This window comes from Lysinibacillus composti (assembly GCF_016908465.1).
Taxonomy (GTDB): Bacteria; Bacillota; Bacilli; order Bacillales_A; family Planococcaceae; genus Ureibacillus; species Ureibacillus composti_A.
This window is the reverse complement of sequence record NZ_JAFBDY010000010.1, coordinates 60,816-79,012: the sequence shown is the minus strand read 5'-3', so window position 1 is coordinate 79,012 and position 18,197 is coordinate 60,816. Positions and strand designations below refer to the sequence as shown.

Sequence of the window (18,197 nt, the reverse complement as noted above, 5' to 3'; positions counted from 1 at the left end):
ACATTGTTAAACCGAGAGAATGGGTCTAACTTTTAGGCCCCTCCCTCTCCCCTTCATCATTGCATAAACCATATGAAATAAAGTGTTCCTCATGTAAATTGCTCTACTAATCTGTCTGGAAATTTAGATAGAAATAATCTAGTGTTCTCCTACTTTTAAGGATTAAAAGAACACCCACTAGACAAAGAGGATGGTGAAATGAGTGGAAAATTTGAATAATCAATCAAACCAATTAAACCGCGCGATGAAGAGTCGCCATTTATTTATGTTGTCTCTTGGTGGTGTAATTGGGACAGGTCTATTTTTAAATGCAGGGTATACGATTAATCAGGCGGGCCCTGGAGGTGCATTAATAGGTTATATATTTGGTGGCTTAATATTATACATGGTGATGGTTTGTTTAGGAGAGCTTGCAGTATTCATGCCTGTTTCGGGTTCATTCCAAACCTATGCAACGAAATTTATTAACCCTTCTGCAGGTTTCTCATTGGGTTGGATGTATTTCGTTGGCTCTGCGACAACAGCAGGCGTTGAATTTACGGCAGCTGGAATCTTGATGCAACGCTGGTTCCCGGATACATCAATATGGATCTGGTGTGCCGTTTTTATCGCCCTACTCTTTGGACTCAATGCTCTGACAACAAAAGCATTTGGGGAAGCGGAATATTGGTTTGCAGGGATTAAAGTGGTGGCCGTTATTTTATTTATTTTGATTGGACTAGCAGCTGCAGTGGGCATCATGCCACTAGAAGACCGCCCCGCACCATTTGTAGAGAATTTAGCCCCAACAGGTATGTTCCCTGCTGGACTTGCCATTATTTTTATAACGATGATGAATGTTATTTTCTCCTATCAAGGGTCTGAGCTCATCGGGATTGCGGCTGGTGAAAGTGAAAATCCGAATAAAGACATTCCTCGCGCCATTCGAAATGTATTATTCCGAATCGTCGTGTTCTACCTTTCTTCTATTATTATCTTGTCTGCGATTTTCCCAGCAAGTGAACTAGGGTTAATGGAAAGTCCTTTCGTGACGTTAATGGATTTAGTCGGCATTCCTTATGCAGCCGATATTATGAATTTTGTTATTTTAACAGCTGTTCTATCGGTAGGAAACTCATGTATTTATGCTTCCACACGTTTACTATGGTCCATGTCCAATGAAGGCATGGCTCCGAGAATGTTTGGTACCTTAAATAAACGCAAAGTTCCATTTGCGGCACTAGTCTTTACCATGGTATTTTCCTTGTTATCGTTATTAACAAGCGTATTAGCAGCTGATACTGTATTTGTCATCTTAATGTCCATCGCAGGTATTTCCGTAACAATTTCTTGGATTGGGATTGCCGTGTCACAACTTATGTTTAGACGAAAATATATCAAAGCTGGTGGAAAAGTAGAGGATTTAAGGTACAGAGTTAGATTCTATCCTTTCGTACCCATCGCATGTATTGTCATTTGTACTGGGTTATTAGCATTCTTAGCAACAGATCCATCACAAATATTAGGACTGGTCATCGGAATCGCATTCTTAGCTGCATGTTATCTATTCTACTATTTCAAAAATGAGTATCGTAAAAAACGAGAACCCGTTGATATACTTCAAGCTGAGGTAATTGTTGAAGATAGAGAAAAAGAAACTTTAAAAGTATAAGCAAGACCTTGATGTGCCCCAAAACTTTGGGGCATTTTTTCATTGATTACAAGTCTAACCATTAGCCATTATAAGCTAAATTTTTCGAAATGCGTTTGCCACTTTCCAGCACATATTCAATTAAAAATTGCAGCCTTTCATCCGTCATGTTAAAGCTTACGCACCCAATACTAATAGCCCCTTCTATATCACCAGAGTGATTAAAAACAGGCGCTGCTATAGAAATGGTTCCTTCAGTTCGTTCACCACGGCTAATTCCATAACCATTTGCTTTGATTTCATGTAGTTGCTCATAAAAACTAGACTTTTCCTCTTCCGGAATGAGCGCATTGATGAACTGATCTGACTTTACCTTATTCATATGAGCAAGCATGGTTTTATTGGCTGCCCCAATATTCATGGGAATTCTTAAACCAATTTTATCGAAAACGCGGATGGCATTTTCAGGACTATCAATACGTTCAAGGATTAAAGATTCTATCCCACTCACTGGCTTATTATAATAAATACTTTCCTTCACTATGTGCATCAGCTTTTCCATTTCCGTTCTGATATGACTAGTAAAGTCCATGGAATCATACATTTGTAACCCATACTCAAGCCAAAGCGTTCCCATGCCGTATTCCTTCGTTTTTTCATTCTGTTGAATGAGACCATTTTCTTCTAATGATTTCAACAAGCGGTGCATTGTGCTAAGTGGAAGGCCACATTCCTTTGAAAGCTCTGTGATCGGTAGTCCTTGGGCATTTTTGGACAATACCCTTATAATATCCATCGCTCGATCAATTGTTTGCATCATGTCACATCACTTTCTACTTCGGTTGTTATATGTTAATTATAGCATAGAATGAGGTTGTTTTCCATTGTGTAAAAGTCACTTTCATTATACGGAATATAATCTATTAACTTTATTTATCCAGCGAAAAAGACTATTCCACCCATCTAACAAAACTATAATTTGGGTTAAGTATATGCTAATTTTAGAAAAGGGACAAAATGACAATTAAATATATATTTAATTCTAGAAAAAGAGCTTATTTCAACTTCGATTAAAGTGATGCTCAAGTATTGGAAGTTGGGTAGAATTACATTATCAAAATAAGCAAAGGTGATCTATCTATGAAAAAAACAGTCCACGTAGTTGGAGCAATTATTGAAAATGAAAGCAATGAAATTTTTTGCGCATTACGAAGTCCGAAAATGTCCCTTCCAAACTTTTGGGAATTCCCTGGAGGCAAGATTGAAGAAGGAGAAACGCCTGAACAAGCGTTAGAACGAGAAATTCAAGAGGAATTCAATTGTACCATCCAAGTTGGAGAAAAAGTTGAAGATACAACTTACGAGTATGAAAAAGTCATAGTTCGTCTGGAGACCTATAAGGCTAAACTAGTTAATGGACAACCTACCGCTTTAGAACATGCAGACACAAAATGGGTAACACGAGATGAAATCAAGAACCTTACTTTTGCCCCTGCCGATATTCCAGCTGTTGAGAAAATTGCAAGTGAAAAAGAAAAAGCGTAGCCCTCATTTGAAGGTACGCCGCAAATCCATGTTTTTATTAATAATTTTGAACTAACTCTAACTTATCTAGGTCAATGGTAAATTTCCCATTAATTAAAATATCGAGTCTATGAGACCATTGATTCCCCAATCAGCTAAATTTCCAAAATCAAGCTTCATTTCTTTTTTCAATGAGAACCGAGCCTTATAAAATCAACGGTTTTTTGAAAAGAATATTCTTATCCACTAATGCTAACTGATACTCCTTAAGCCTGTAGGGTTTCTCATTTTAATCACAATTTTTTCTGAACCTGTATGATAAACAATGGTATCGCCTTTGGATTTTAGTAACTCTTTTGTAGCCAATTTTGAATCTTCAATAACATTCACCAATGCAACGTCAGTGACAATTTTCCTATCAGGTTCTAGATAAAAATCAAGGATGTTAAGTTTTACATATTGATCAGGGTATAAATTACGAACATCTTCCCATTTCATTATTTATCACTCCTTGTTTTTGTCATTTATCATTAGGATAGCATATTTATTTCAAGAACATAATGAATGAATCCATTGTTTGTAATGCATAAACCCTACTAAATTTTAGCTGCTAGCTCGCTTAGAACTCTAAATGAATTGTCTTTTAAATCTTCTAAAGGAATTAAGTCAATAGTTTCGTGATATTCATGGAGTAAGTAACTGGATGTCCAAATAAATTTATGTTCATTTAGTTGATAGGAATTAATTCTAGATTGTTGTGAGGCGAGATTTGAATCTAGTTCGATGTCAATGTGGTTAGATATCCCCTTCAACATCAACCAAACCTGCCGCTGCTCTGGTGTTATGAATAATTCAGGTAACATCTTTGCATCATTATATAAATATTCTTCAACTAATATAGGTTCTGTTAACTGATAACCTTTTGCCTCAATAGGCTCCCATTGTGATGCCCAAGATTCTAAGTAGAATGTAAGCTGTTTACCTTTTCTTACAACCTTCTCAATGAGGCCTTCTTCTATAATCCCTTCATTCGTACATAAAGCTACTTTGTTTGCTTTCGTCCAATGAGAAGGAAGAGCTTTCTCTAGTACATGAATTGAACGGTTTAATAAAATCTCTTCCAAACCGTCTTCTACCGGCACAATCAACACTAAGTCCTCATTGTTGGAATATAAAAATTCCTTCGTGCCTCTTGGTAAAATCCCTTCACTCTGTAATTCATCCGCGCTTTTGTTTAATAGGTTATGAATTATGCCCTCAACCAAATCTGTAGCTTTCGGTAAGAATGGGAGTCCACCGATATTTACCTTTTCAATACTTTGATACAGAGAATGGTTTTGATAGTCCTCTTGATTGCTCCATGGGAATAACACGAACGCTCCAAAAGCAGCCCGTTCATATTCACCATTACTCTCAGCAACGATAGCATCTCGATATCTGTGCATCGTATTAATGTCATCTTCCATTGGCCCAGGCCCATTTGGGTTGTTATCATTTCCAAAGTTCACCCTATACTTCGCATCAAAAATGTACATATATTTATAACTTTTCCCCAACTTTTCAATGATGAGCATGGTATCAGGGATTTGTCTTACGGTAACTGCGCTCTTCCCTGTTGAATATTGATATTGGAGCTTGATGATTTCGCCAGTTGTTTTATTACGAAATACTCTCTTAGCCCCACTACCTGAACGAAGATTGACGACTAATCCATTGTTATGCACCTTAATAATATCTTGAGAAATTTGATCACACTGCTCATTTAAAATTCGACCGAGTCTTAAAAATGTCCAATATTCATAAAGTAACGCAATATCTTTAATGGACATCTTATAAATTTCACCACTAAGAACTATCCCTTTAGAAAGAGTCGCATAGATTTGATAAACATCCCGGTAGCCTGCCGCCATTTGTAATACGACGCTCATTACGGAACGATCTAGTCTTCCGATGTTTCTCCAAAAAGGTTTTTTCAGTTTTTTTGATAAATCATCTTTCATTGAATCAAGTATTCTTATCACTTCTAGATCCGGGTTCACCTGAAATTGCTCTTTTGCTTTTTGGATACTTTGGGAAAGACTCTCAATGCGATGATAAAGTCGTTCAAGCGTCATCTTCACATAGCGATTCTCATGGGTATCATAAGTATGAACCTTCTTAATGAGCAGCCCTTTTTTAGGCAACATTTGTTTCCCATTAATGGGAATACCACTCCCCACCTCAACAAACAAATTGGCATTCTTTCGCAAATAGGCTCGTCCTACACTATCCTGCTTTCGTAAGCGCTCCCCACGAACTTCCTGGTAGGTTGTTTCTAATTGGCGATGCGGCTTTTGCTCCACGAAGTTAACTGCTTTCAAATACTCTTCAAAATGTTTTTGAATGAGACGATAAAATTCCACGCCTGTTCGCTCTTTGTACACTTCGGTAGACCCTTTTAAAAAGGTACGCTTCAAAAAGTCATATGCTAGATTATAAACTTCCTCACTCACTTCATTTAAAAGTGCACGATAGTCCTTCTTATAATCGAGTTTGGTTGGATAGACCTCAATAACAACCGATAGCAATGTATTTCCATGATTATCACGAATTTCAAAGTTACTAAAGCCCACTTCATTTTGGAAATGAAGCGTACCACTCAGAATGTTTGTGTTCAATATGGGACGTACAGCTTTTCGAAAGCCTTCATATTCATGATAAAACTGAATCACACTATCATTCTTCGGCATGACCTGTACTTCATATCTTCCGTTCTCAAAGAAAATTGGCAGAAAAGGTTGACCAACTCGCTCAACTAATTGTTTACTTTCAATATCAAATACTTCGACTATGGCTTCTTTTGAAGAGCTAAAATACATGGATTCGTTCTCTTCAATAAAGGATTTGTAGCTTTCCTGATTGTAGCGGTTCAAATCGAGATCACCCGAAATGACTAAATAGAGTTCATCGGTTTTGATCGTTAGCAGTTGCTCGTTCTTAAGCAGTCCAGAAGGATACGAAGCCATGATCATCTAACCTCGCAATCATTTCAGTAATCTTGGCTGTACATTTAGGATACTGTTTTAACTCTTCTTCTAGATTTTTCAATACTGGGCGAACAACACTTTCGGTACCGCTAATACGTGGAAGGATCTTTTGCATCATACAGAAATCCATCGCTTCATTTTCTGTTAGTAACATTCCGCCTTCAGTATTATGTGCCATGTAAAAAGAAATCTCGTCCCGAACACGATAACCAACTTGGGCATGAATTGGTACCAGATAGTCGTTGATTGTATTGATCTTTTCTGAAACTTTTCGAATAAGTGCTTCGTGAGTTTGGAATGCATCTTTTAAATGAATGTAAGTAGATTCAAGTACATCGTTTGAAACTCGAATCGGCTCAATCGGCTCATTATCCATCATCGAATCAAAATTCAGTAAATCAATTTCATTAAATTCAATCGTATTGGCACGATCCAATACTTTCTTACTGAAAGAATAAGTGGTTTCATCCATGTTCACGGTACCGATTACGTACAAGTTGCCAGGGAGCGTCAGCGATTCATCATAACTCGGAAGTAATGGGGATGAAGAAAAGCGCCCCTTCCCATCCTTTTTGCGACTTTCCATCACGCTTAGAACATCACTAAAGTAATACTCAACACGCGCCAGGTTCATTTCATCTAAAAGAACAAAATGCGGTAAATCAGGATTGTCTAAAGCATGTTCCACTATCTCAGTTAACGGACCTTTCACAAATTCCCCTTTAATATCTCTGTAACCAAGTAAGTCCGAACTATCGCTCCAATCAGGGCGTACTGGGATTAATTTGAACTGCCCGTTTTTTTCTGTTGCGCCAATTGCCTCTGCGAATAGTTGGACAATTTTTGTTTTTCCTGTTCCGGAGATTCCTGAGATAATGACGAAGGGTTTTGAGCGTATGGATAGAAAGAGATTTTTAATGTTGGAGTATGAATAACTAAATCCAATGGATGAAATGTAAGAATAGATATGCTCAATTAACTCTACATTATTTAATTCCATTAACTTCACTTCTTTGTCTTCTGAATTACCGTTTCTAGGATCTTGGCCAAAATTACGTAACCCCCATATCCCATTCCCCTTGCCCTGTATAGCATAAAAAATATCATTATAGTCTCTAGGCTGCCCTTTAAATACTTTGTCTGCATCACTAGAATATAAATAAATAACCTTTCTAATTTGAGCTCGCCAATCTTTATATTTATTTAAATCCAATATATTTCTGTTTTTTACACTATTATAAATTTCTTCTAAGCTCCCACTCCCGCCTAATTCTTTTAATGCCTCAATGATTTCATCTTTAATTGACTGAGAATTTCCATCCATATCCTTGTCACTTTTAGCTGTTTCCTCAATATACTTTCTATAATGCCTCAAGGCGGCACTATAAACATGATGGTGTCTGTTATTTATTTCAATAAATGCTTTCTCTTTAAGTAATTTATCGATTGCAGATAAATCATCACTTTCGAATAACTCTTTTGTATAGGCATTGTTTAATTCAGCTTTTAAAAAATTTATTGCTCTTATGTAATTACCTTTTGAAGAGTCAGATAAATTTTGTTTTATCAACCATTCTTCATAGCTATCCATTTATACATCTCCTTTAGCTTATTGACTACTACACTTATTCCATGAATATCCAATTTCATTTTTACACATATCCATTATCCATTACTAAATAAAAGTACATCCGTCAGACGGAAAGTCTTAATGCTCATATAAAGTATTGACTATTTAGGAGAACCATTTAATAAATATTGAATTACTCCAAGAATATGGTTACTAAAAAAGATGATGCCTGCACAATACAGACACCATCTTCTACAAACTTAACATGAGCTTTCTAAATCTCTTATAAAAAGTCTATTAGTTTTCTTGAAAATTATATTAGAACTTTCTCTTTTTCCTCTTCTTCTTCCATCGCAATGATGCTTTGTAATTCATCACCAATACGTTTGATAATGCTTGTCACTAACGCATTTCCCATAAAGAAGTAACGCATGCGGTCACTAACCTCAACTATTTGGCCACTATGTAACTTATAGCGTGTCCAATCACTAGGAAAATCATTTAATCTCTCTGCCTCAATCGGAGTTATTAAACGGTAACGTTCTCCTATTTTCAAGAGGTGTGTGCTTCTATTTACAGATCCTTCACTTGTTAGCATCGTACGCCCTGGTAAATTTAAATCATCAAATGGAGCCATTCCACCTTCTGAAAACGTGTACTGATGTCCCTCAGCACTCGTACGTTGAATTTTCTTCGGTCCACGCAAATACTGGAATTTCTTTAATTTAGATTCATCAGTAATATAGAAACTCTCGTCCACTTCTTCAACTAGTTGTGAAATTGAACCAAGTGTACGTACTTTTGCTAATTCTGAGTCTGATGCTTGTGTATCAATCGTAAAATATCGACCATAACGCATAATACCAGTATTCCAAACCTTTCCTGTAAACCTATCAGAAACTTCAACTGTATCATCACTAAGTCGGTCTGAATAGTGACGTGCTTTTTTTCCGTCATATTTCAACTCTTGTTTTATTGGAAATTGGCGTGCAAATAATCCATCTTTGAAAATGTATTCATCAAATGCATGGTCATCCCAGTCTAGAATAACATCATTCTTCATTACTCCGTATTTTTCATCCATTTCCTTTGCAAATGGAGTATCATTACGATAAACGAAGAAAAATACTCGACGACGTCGTTGTGCACCGCCATGTTCAGCAGCGTTTATAACTCTCCATTCAACTGAATAGCCTAAATTATTGAAAGCAGATAACATTATCGCAAAGTCACGTCCACGTTGCTTTGATGGACTTTTCAATAGTCTATCTACATTTTCTAAAATCAAATATTTGGGTTTTATGCAATTAGTTGCTCTAATGATTTGCCAGAATAGAACTCCCTTTTTCCCCTCAATTCCTAATTCATGTTTTTTACTTCTTGCAACCGAATAATCTTGGCAAGGAAAACCGCCTACAATAATATCTGCATCCATGCTTGCAAACTTTTCATTGGTAATATCCTCAATTGAAATATTGATATTTTCACTATCCGGAAATTTATAGTTATACACTTCAAATGCATCTTGTGATTTTTTAGAAGGTTCCCACTGATTCGCCCATTTAGTTTTATATAAATCAGGATTTGAGTTCTCTAAACCAACTCGAAATCCTCCGACTCCAGCAAAGAGTTCGAGGATGTTTAATTGTCTTTGACACATATACGAACATCCTTTCGTTTATTGTTGTTTTTATTATAACCGATCATTTTTAAAAGATCAAGCATAAATTCAAAAAGAAATCACTACACAAGATTTTATTTTCTTACTAGATATATTTCTCGTTTTCAAGTTCGTCTACAATCCATTTTCCTTTAATCCAAAAGTATTGTGCATACATTTTTACGCCATTGAGAACTACTGGTTTTTTTGATGAATCAACACCTGAACCTCTCGTAAACACTTTATAATCTTTAGATTTAGGGAAATTTATCTCAGTTTTCATAGTACCTTTTGGATTAATAATCGGTTGTCCCTTTTTTTCGCCGGTTTTATAAAGTACAGGTTCCTCGCGAATTTCATTATTTGAAATCAATCGTTTCAACTCATAGTAATATGGCTTTAATTCAGTTTCCAAAAACTCTTCTGTAAAACTGTATCGTTTGAATCCAACAAATTGATTTTCAAGTAGCGGAGAATCCTTTTTAGATTCTTTAAAAATTACAAAAAGAAACTTATGATTATAGAAAAAATCATAAAGATAGCTATCTTCATATTCTTCTCCATCAACAAACCATTCGTTGAAATTAATCTTGTCAAACTTCATATCCTCTGTTCTTCCGCCATTTGGGTTTAAGACAATTGTTTTCGGTATCAGACCAATTTTCGAAAATAAATCAATCTGTCTTAACTTTTGTTTTTCAGAACCAAAGAACTTCGTAATAATTTGTTCAACAATATTTTTATTAACGGCTTTTGGTAATTCAACATCTAAATCTGTCGCAATTTCTTTAAGAGTTTTACCATTGTAAAGCACAGTAAAATGATGCAATAACTCATCTAATTGGGAGTAGCTTGTAATCCTTCTTTGTAACTTTTCGAGTTTCTTATCAAAAAACTCACCGATAATCCCATTTGCAACATCTTTCTTCAAACGAAAACGAGGACTTTTCTTAGGTGCTAAATCGAAATACATCAGCTCACTCCGTAATTTGGTAAGCGATGGGTATTCCGCCTTAGGATTTGACGAAGTCTTTTGAATTTCTTCAACTTTATCACGTACGATTTTCCAATCATTATAAATAACTTCCTTATCTTCATCTGAAAACTCATAAAAATGATGCCCTAATATTTTGAACTTAGAGTAATCATACGCGGGTACAACTTGATAAGAATCGTAATGATAAAACACAAATAACATATGCTCCATCTTATGCCACAAATAAGAATTTTCAAATTCTTGGCTTGTAATGTTTTCTGGAGAAACAGCTGTTATAGAAACACCTTCTTTTGCGATAAAATCTTTGTCATTTTCACTATTTTCATGTTTCTTTGGCTTCCTAAGACCAGTAGTTTTTAATTCTGTATGTACTCCATCAACTATCAAGTCCGGCTCTTGCTTATTATCAGCAGGATATCCTAGCACCGATTGTTCAATAACATCTCCCGCTATTCCCGTAATCTTTGGCTTATCAATTGCTCTAGCGAAAACGTCATTAACATCCACTTCTCCAAGTGTCTTACTTGTTACACTAGTTAATTTCTCATCAAGTTCTTTTCTTGTAAAAATATGCTCCATATTAATTCCCCTAACGAAACCCTGAAGTCTATATCACGTCGAAGATTTCTCTGATTTTAAATTAATACATAGAATAGATTTATCCATTCCTTGACCTATATTCAAATATATAAATTGATTGGATTACGTGCCTCTGTTTTTCTTTGCTTGGATTAAACCTTAACACTCCTCGTTTTCAGCAAGTTAATCCATAGTGTTATTTTACAATAGAATTACATTTTGATTGCTTAACTAAAATATTATAGCATTTTATAGTGGCACCTAGTCTTAACAGTTATCCCCTTCATAAGTATACTTCTTCAACTAATAACAAATATTATGATACTAATAATAGAAAAAAAATTAAGGATTACATAGTATTTCTATGTAATCCTCTAACTTCTACTATAATATAAAATCCAACTCCGACTGATTAGTATGTTCAGTATTAATTAATCCTGCCAATAATTCCGATGGATTATTTTGATAGAATATCTTCAATTCTTTTTGTGCTCTTGTAACAGCAACATATAATAATTTTGCATGTAGATCATCGTTTGGATAGCTTCTTTCGTTTGCATTAGCGATTACTACTGCATCAAATTCCATACCTTTTGAGTTATAAGATGCAATTACAGAGATTGTTTGTTCATTTGCTTCATCATCTAATGTCACATATTGTACATTACTAAAGTGATTCTTTAATACTTCACTTAAAGCCTTAGCTCTATTTTCATCTTTATGGATAATGGCAATTCTCTTATATTTTGACTCCCACTCTTTTAATGTATCGATAATTTTATCTCGTAATTCTATTCCCGTCTCCACTCGGTTATAGCCAACTGGTTCACCATTCCTACTAAAAGGAACAATATCTTCTCTCTTATCTTTAAACTTGGTATTTAGGATATGATTAGCAACCTCAATAACTTCTTTAGTAGAACGATAACTCATTTTCAGTTGCAAGATAGTTGTTTCTTCGTTTAAAAATAAACTTTGTACAATTTCATCCCATGTTTTTTGACCATATTCCATAAAAATAGATTGTTCAGTGTCACCTATTATCGTCATTGTAGAAGTTAATTTTTTTAAAGCAGCAAAATGTATGTAACTAAAATCTTGAGCTTCATCAATGATAATATGAGAGTATTTCGGTTTATCATATTCTAGAAATACCTGAATATAGAATAAAGGAGCAAGATCAAAATAATCTATTTCACCTGGTTTATAGTGTTTCAAAATAGCTTGCATTTCACTAGTTTTAAATTCTTCCGAATTCAAGTATACAAATAGTTGATGATATATATCTAATATACTTGGTGGCTTCATATCAGTAACCCAAGATGTTACTTCTCTCTCAAGTTCTGTTTTTATTATCATTGCTTTATTACGCTTTACCTTTTCTAACAATACTGTTAGTTCTTTATTTTCAGAGTCTGTTAAGCCACCTCCTCTTATAAAGCTAAGTATGTCTTCTTCTTTATTCTTCAATTGAATTACTTTTTGTTTTGACAAATCCTTAAAATGGTTTTCTACATGCTGAAGAAATTTTTCAGCTTGCTTATAAAAGGAAAGATAACTATACTCATCATATATCTTTTGAAGCTCTTCTTTCGTTAGAAAATCACCATTAACATCAATAAATGCTATACCCTCTCTATACTGACTTTTTATATTGTTTAAGTGTTGATCAAGTAATTCTTTAAACTCTTTGGAACCCTTAAATCCTATATATTGAGAATTACTTACATCTTCAGCAAAAAGGGTCTTCTCGAAGTGTTGTTTATAGTTATAATCTTTTATTTTCGTATTTGACTTTAAGTATTCTTTTACCAACCTGTTGAATGTAACTTGTTTTATTCCTGTTAGCTCTAATCCTGGTAATAAGTCTTTAATTGAATGGATGAATAATTCAGATGGAGCAATTATTAATACATTATCAGAGTTTAAATTTTTATGATTATAAAGTAAATATGAGAGTCTATGTAATGCGATAGAGGATTTCCCTGATCCTGCAACCCCCTGTATAATAACGTTTTTATCAATTGATTGTCTGATGGCTATATCTTGTTCTTTTTGGATTGTGGCAATAATCTCTTTTAGATACCCAGAAGTTTCGCCTTCTTCTAATATTGAACGTAACACCTCATCAGTTACGTTTACTTCGATTCCATTTTCGGTAATAACCCCATTTAACTCGCTATGTTCTTCCGAAACTTGTTGAATAATTTTTAATACTTTTCGATTTTTTATTTGAATTTCCTTTTTATTTAATACTTCAACTGTTTCTTTCATTTCAATTCCATTTAGGTCTATAGTGTATTCTTGTAAACTTTGCCCAGGGGTAAAATTGTAATATACACTTGCAACTGGCCTGCGCCAATCAACAACAACTAAATCTTCTTCTTTATTTCTTATACCATTTTTCCCAAGAGAAATAGTTTCTTCACCATAATCCTCAGAATAAATTGTCATTTTACCAAAATACGGATTACTTTTAACATTCTCTAGTATCGATGTGTCGTCTATAGTTCTTGAATGGGCATTTTTTTCAGCAGATTCTGAAACTAAATAGACGTTATTATCAATATTTTTAATTATATTATCTAATTCTAATTGTTCCTTTTTTATCTCATCTTGCATATTTAACCAACCTCAAATCTATTGAATAATTCGGTTCTGGTATTACTAAGAATATTCTTACTTTACATATATTATCATTAATTTACACAACCAACGAACTACTTTCCTATAATTTGTAATTGGCTAATTTTACCTGTATATTTAGAATTAAAAAATTTAAAGGTTGCATTTCATATCAATTTATATATATTAAAAGCCGACTTCCTATTTATTAGAAAATCGACTTTATCTTAATTATTTGTCTTTTAACCACTAGATGTCTGAAATAATAAATTTACCTTTATGTCAGTAACAAACACCCAGTGCTACTTATACTCCCTCTTTACTATTGCACTTCAAATCTATATAAATTTTTATCTAGTTCCTCAATGTAACGAGATGGTTTACCCTTGTACGTTAAGTATACGTTCTCCTTTGCACGTGTCATTGAAACATAAAGAAGACGGCGATTGATATCAATTGTATGTGTAATCTCATCTTCTAGGCGATTTCGTAGGGATGGAAAACGATCATTAAGTCCTGAAATAATTACATAATCAAATTCTAAACCTTTGGCACCATGCATAGTTAATAGTTTAACGCCTGTAGTTAAGGCGCTACCATATTGATCACGGATAATTTCGCTTTGAATATTACTATAGTATAAACTTTTTCGCCAACCGTCTAATCGATGACTTTCAAAGAGTAATACACCGATTGTCGGCTCCCAGCCATCTGCCTTAGTCTGAGCTTGGATATCCTTAATGAGTTTCGCAACTAATTCAGTCTCAAACTTGTAAGAATCTGCATTAAGCACCCCAGGTATTAATCCTGATTCCTCTGCATCATATTCCTGCTCGATATCTTCCGGATTTAAAGTTGAGTCATGCTTAAGTAGTGAGTTTGCTAAGTCCATAATTTCCTTTGTACTACGGAAGGCACCACTCAGCTTCTTCGTACGACCACCTTGAACTTTAATACCGACACTTAACCAAGTAAAGTCGGTTTTATAAATTTTTTGGCCTAAATCCGCGGCAACAACTATACCTTTACGAGCTACTTTACGTAACGTTATTAATTGAATTTGCGAAAGGTCCTGTGCTTCATCAATAAATATGTAGTCATATTTGAAATTCTTATTTACTAGATTTATATTATCATTTACTACGTTTGCATAATCCTGCCACATATATAAGGATTTCGCATTTAAATATGAGTTCCACGCCTCTAATATTGTGTAAACAATCTTACGATCGTTTGCTTGAAGGGCTGTTCCTCTACCAGTACGGCGAATATCTTTATATTCATCGAAAGTTTTAATACCTTTCTCTTTAATCCAAGCAATCTCTTCTTCTACAAACGATTGATATTTTTTATCTGTATAAAAACGGTGTGTACCTTTTAATTCTTTAAAAAATGTACTAAATGTGTCCTTTTCAACAGGATCTTTATACATTCTTAGTTTATGAAGCATTTTTGCAGCCCACTTATGATAGGTGTACACTTCAACATTTAATTTATCAAGTTCTATTTGAAGCTCTTCTTCAAGATCGTTTTGCAAAGACTCCTTTATATACTTTTGCAGTGTATTATTAAATGTGATAAACAAAATATTAGCAGTGGTATCTTCTTCAACAATGTTTTGTAATTTAGTTAGTAATACCGTGGTCTTTCCACTTCCGGGAATACCTTTTACTAAAATATGTTCACCCTTAGCGTTTACCGCATCCATTTGGGTTGGCGTTAATATATATTTGACCATATTCTACATCCTTTATAAATCTTTTAGTTGTGCCTTTAGTCTTTGTTTTTTTCTACCATCGTTTTGACGTGGTCCTCTCGTTCTTCGAATTAGCATAGTAGAAGATGAAGTAATTTCATCCGAGGCTTTATATAACTTCTTAACAGTGACGTTACTTAAATTCTTTAACTTTATTAATAGAGTTTCATTCATCTTTTATATACTCACTCTCCCTGCACCGATTTTGAAAAGGACAGTATTTACAATGAGACCCAGAGTTCGCAAATTTTGTAGCGTCCCTATCAAGCTGTCCAAACAAAGCGATAGATTTTAAGTTATCCGCAAAAAACACATCATCTATTTCCTCGGATTTCATATAGTAATCCCACTTTTCTCCATTGGTTGCGAGAATTGAACGTTTCGTTTCATCCCATTGAGGAAACCAATCAGAGACGACTTCACGAATTTCATTTTTTGATAAATCAATACTATAATGCCTTGAAAAGAATTTCAGTTGGGCAATAAACTTCTCAAATAGGAATCTATGGTGGAACTCGGATTCAAAGCTTGGTGATTGTTGCAATAAATAACTCAAAATCATTCGCTTATTGCATATTGTCTTTGTTTCCAGTAATAGCGCTGATTGCTTCCGTTTTTTGAAGCTAATTGTTTTAGATATATAATTAATTTGCTGCATGTTAGTAGATAATCCATTTTCTTTCACATCTGAACTTGCTGTTTCAATTTTTAACAAATCCAAGTAAAAGGAACGTTTCAGTTCCCTTTCTACCCCGACGTTCGCAACGGTTGAAAACTTTAAGTTCGCAGCGTTCACCATAATTAAATAAAGTAAGTATTTCGTAATTGCTGCATCATTTTTTTTACGCTTTTGAACAAGCTCCAGTAACGAGTCTTTGTATAACACTTCCATAGAATCATCATTAAAAGGCCAAGTAACTAATTTTTGCGATAAAGGTAAGGCTTTATTATCCAAAAATGCAAGGTGAACAGATTGGTTTTCCGCAAAAGGTAAAAAATCACCATCTTGAAGGGATACAATTTTGCTGTCTATTAAACTTTCCCCGAATAATGAGTTATCCGTATTTTCTAGTTCTTCGCTTAAGAAGAAGCGCAAGCCTTGAATTAAATCCTGACGATCAAAATGTTCAAAATCACTTGAACGCATATCATTAAGTTTTTCAAGTAATTGCTCTGCTACAGCGATTTCCTCTTCTCTCTCTATATTGGGCACAATTTTCCCTTCTAAATGTTCGAGTAATCGCTCGACGTACATTTTTACTTCAATTGTTTTGTCAGTAAAAATAATATTGTATAAGTTTCGTGCCTCTTCTAATGCTTCTAAAATTAATTTTAAGTTTTCCTCCGGTACATCGAAGTACGATAATAAACGATTCTTATAAACATAAATTTCATTGTCAGCTGTTAATGTAATATCATCCGGTGTTAATGCAGCCTCTATTCGATTCTTATCATCGATAATCGTTTCAATTTCAACAATCCATTCCTCAAAAGTCGTCTTGTTATTAAGTCGTTCTTCCAACTTTTTCAAATCTTTTACAAGTAAATGTGTAGAGGTGCCCGAAACTTTTATATAACCTGAAGCAAAAATACGCACTAAAATATCTATACTTAATTCTTCGCGATCATTAAACTGTTTCTTCTCTTCATCGAAGGTAGTAATGTTTAATGAGTGCAAATCAATTAAAAATCTCCCTATTGGATAATCCTTTAGCGTAAGGGGGGGCATCGAATTAATGTCCTCTACTTGCCTACGGATTTCACGAGCACGAGGTGAAATAAGGAAATCATTTATTTCCTTATCGATTTGCATATCATTCTCGATAAACTCTTTAAACTGATACATATGATTAAATTCAAAATACTTATCAGGCATATTTGTTATGTCTAAGCTAAAATCACCTTCGCAAACTTGTAAAAACTTTTGAGCAATTTTATTTATAAAAGCAGGCGTTTTACTTACAGGTTCGAATGGATATTTTTCTATTTCTAAAAAGTCCTCTACAGCTTCAAATACATTGGGATAATTCTCCTGATAGTTTATTAGTTGAACAATCTCATAGCCAGCAGCGTCTAAAGCTTTGATAATTTGTTTCTGAATTGGCGTAATGAAGTAAAATCCATGAAGAACTATTTTTTTGCTCGATAATAAACTCTTTGTCGCACGATGTATAAGAATCTCTAAATCTTTTTCATCATAATAGCGAGTAAGTGGCTTTAAATTTGCCATTTGTCGTTCAAGTTCATTTTCGTTATTATAAACATCTAATAAAATGTCTCCAACCATACTAGTAAACTTTGCATCTGTACTTTGTACATCTGTAAACTCTGCTAACCATTGACGATATGCAGCAAATGTTCCATCTCGCTCTAGAGCTTTCCAAATGATTAACGCTAATTCTTCTTCCACAGAAACCTTGTTAGACAATTTTCTTCTTACGCTATCGCTCGTTTCCTTTGCTTCTGTGAACATCCGTATAGTTCGTAATAATACTTGTTTATTTTTGGACATAGCATTAAAAGTCTTCTCATCTTGGATTCCATTCTCTTCAGCAAGTTCACGTAGCTTTTGTGAAATGATTGAAAACTGCTTTAATTGAGTTTTAGAGCTATACCAATACCAATCTTTATTGCCAATTTTATTTAAAATTTGACCAAAGGTTAGAACTGGTCTCGTTAACCAGTCATTTTCTTCTGCTAAATTTTCAAAGATCCCCTTTCGTAAGGATACAGTCGACGTAATATGTAGTGAATCATTCCACTGTAAAAAAGCGGAATTTTCTTCGTAAAGTTGTTCAACCGTAGAGTAAGTTAAAACTCGTATTGCCAT

At 34.3% G+C, this 18,197-nt stretch carries 11 protein-coding genes; 2 read left to right on the top strand and 9 right to left on the bottom strand.

What is annotated here, in order from left to right; all coding sequences use genetic code 11:
- Positions 1-244: 244 nt before the first annotated feature.
- Positions 245-1,651, top strand: a complete 1,407-nt coding sequence (locus tag JOD29_RS11945; protein WP_124765361.1) for an amino acid permease — start codon at positions 245-247, stop codon at positions 1,649-1,651.
- A 61-nt stretch (positions 1,652-1,712) separates the two neighbouring features.
- On the opposite strand, the gene JOD29_RS11940 is transcribed toward JOD29_RS11945, so the two are convergent.
- Positions 1,713-2,450: an IclR family transcriptional regulator gene (locus JOD29_RS11940; protein ID WP_239585690.1), complete on the bottom strand. Its 738-nt coding sequence runs from the start codon at positions 2,448-2,450 to the stop codon at positions 1,713-1,715.
- Positions 2,451-2,770: 320 nt separating this feature from the next.
- Between JOD29_RS11940 and mutT the strand changes: the two genes are divergently transcribed.
- Complete coding sequence (mutT, locus tag JOD29_RS11935; protein WP_124765270.1) at positions 2,771-3,175, top strand: 8-oxo-dGTP diphosphatase MutT; 405 nt, start codon at positions 2,771-2,773, stop codon at positions 3,173-3,175.
- Positions 3,176-3,406: 231 nt separating this feature from the next.
- On the opposite strand, the gene JOD29_RS11930 is transcribed toward mutT, so the two are convergent.
- The 8 genes from JOD29_RS11930 to JOD29_RS11895 form a co-directional block, all read right to left on the bottom strand.
- Positions 3,407-3,652, bottom strand: a complete 246-nt coding sequence (locus JOD29_RS11930; protein WP_124765268.1) for a hypothetical protein — start codon at positions 3,650-3,652, stop codon at positions 3,407-3,409.
- A gap of 98 nt (positions 3,653-3,750) precedes the next feature.
- Entirely contained in the window at positions 3,751-6,159 is a 2,409-nt protein-coding gene (locus JOD29_RS11925) for a restriction endonuclease-like protein (RefSeq protein ID WP_158610570.1), read from the bottom strand.
- The gene (locus tag JOD29_RS11920) at positions 6,131-7,771 is read right to left on the bottom strand and encodes an McrB family protein (RefSeq protein WP_124765264.1); all 1,641 of its coding nucleotides are present in this window, start codon (positions 7,769-7,771) and stop codon (positions 6,131-6,133) included. The genes JOD29_RS11925 and JOD29_RS11920 overlap by 29 nt, the downstream gene beginning before the upstream one ends.
- 292 nt (positions 7,772-8,063) lie before the next feature.
- Positions 8,064-9,410, bottom strand: coding sequence for a DNA (cytosine-5-)-methyltransferase (dcm, locus tag JOD29_RS11915; RefSeq protein WP_124765262.1), 1,347 nt, complete (start codon positions 9,408-9,410; stop codon positions 8,064-8,066).
- Between the two features lie 106 nt (positions 9,411-9,516).
- On the bottom strand, positions 9,517-10,986 hold the full coding sequence (locus tag JOD29_RS11910; RefSeq protein WP_124765260.1) for a MutH/Sau3AI family endonuclease: 1,470 nt from the start codon (positions 10,984-10,986) through the stop codon (positions 9,517-9,519).
- A gap of 384 nt (positions 10,987-11,370) precedes the next feature.
- Positions 11,371-13,608, bottom strand: a complete 2,238-nt coding sequence (locus JOD29_RS11905) for a HelD family protein (protein ID WP_124765259.1) — start codon at positions 13,606-13,608, stop codon at positions 11,371-11,373.
- Between the two features lie 325 nt (positions 13,609-13,933).
- Positions 13,934-15,349, bottom strand: a complete 1,416-nt coding sequence (locus JOD29_RS11900; protein ID WP_124765257.1) for a 3'-5' exonuclease — start codon at positions 15,347-15,349, stop codon at positions 13,934-13,936.
- Between the two features lie 184 nt (positions 15,350-15,533).
- The gene (locus tag JOD29_RS11895; RefSeq protein WP_124765255.1) at positions 15,534-18,197 is read right to left on the bottom strand and encodes a hypothetical protein; all 2,664 of its coding nucleotides are present in this window, start codon (positions 18,195-18,197) and stop codon (positions 15,534-15,536) included.

Coding starts and splice junctions, on each gene's coding strand:
- JOD29_RS11945 (WP_124765361.1), top strand. CDS start 245: ATGAAGAGTCGCCATTTATTTATGTTGTCTCTTGGTGGTGTAATTGGG.
- JOD29_RS11940 (WP_239585690.1), bottom strand. CDS start 2,450: ATGATGCAAACAATTGATCGAGCGATGGATATTATAAGGGTATTGTCC.
- mutT (WP_124765270.1), top strand. CDS start 2,771: ATGAAAAAAACAGTCCACGTAGTTGGAGCAATTATTGAAAATGAAAGC.
- JOD29_RS11930 (WP_124765268.1), bottom strand. CDS start 3,652: ATGAAATGGGAAGATGTTCGTAATTTATACCCTGATCAATATGTAAAA.
- JOD29_RS11925 (WP_158610570.1), bottom strand. CDS start 6,159: ATGGCTTCGTATCCTTCTGGACTGCTTAAGAACGAGCAACTGCTAACG.
- JOD29_RS11920 (WP_124765264.1), bottom strand. CDS start 7,771: ATGGATAGCTATGAAGAATGGTTGATAAAACAAAATTTATCTGACTCT.
- dcm (WP_124765262.1), bottom strand. CDS start 9,410: ATGTGTCAAAGACAATTAAACATCCTCGAACTCTTTGCTGGAGTCGGA.
- JOD29_RS11910 (WP_124765260.1), bottom strand. CDS start 10,986: ATGGAGCATATTTTTACAAGAAAAGAACTTGATGAGAAATTAACTAGT.
- JOD29_RS11905 (WP_124765259.1), bottom strand. CDS start 13,608: ATGCAAGATGAGATAAAAAAGGAACAATTAGAATTAGATAATATAATT.
- JOD29_RS11900 (WP_124765257.1), bottom strand. CDS start 15,349: ATGGTCAAATATATATTAACGCCAACCCAAATGGATGCGGTAAACGCT.
- JOD29_RS11895 (WP_124765255.1), bottom strand. CDS start 18,197: ATGGCAATACGAGTTTTAACTTACTCTACGGTTGAACAACTTTACGAA.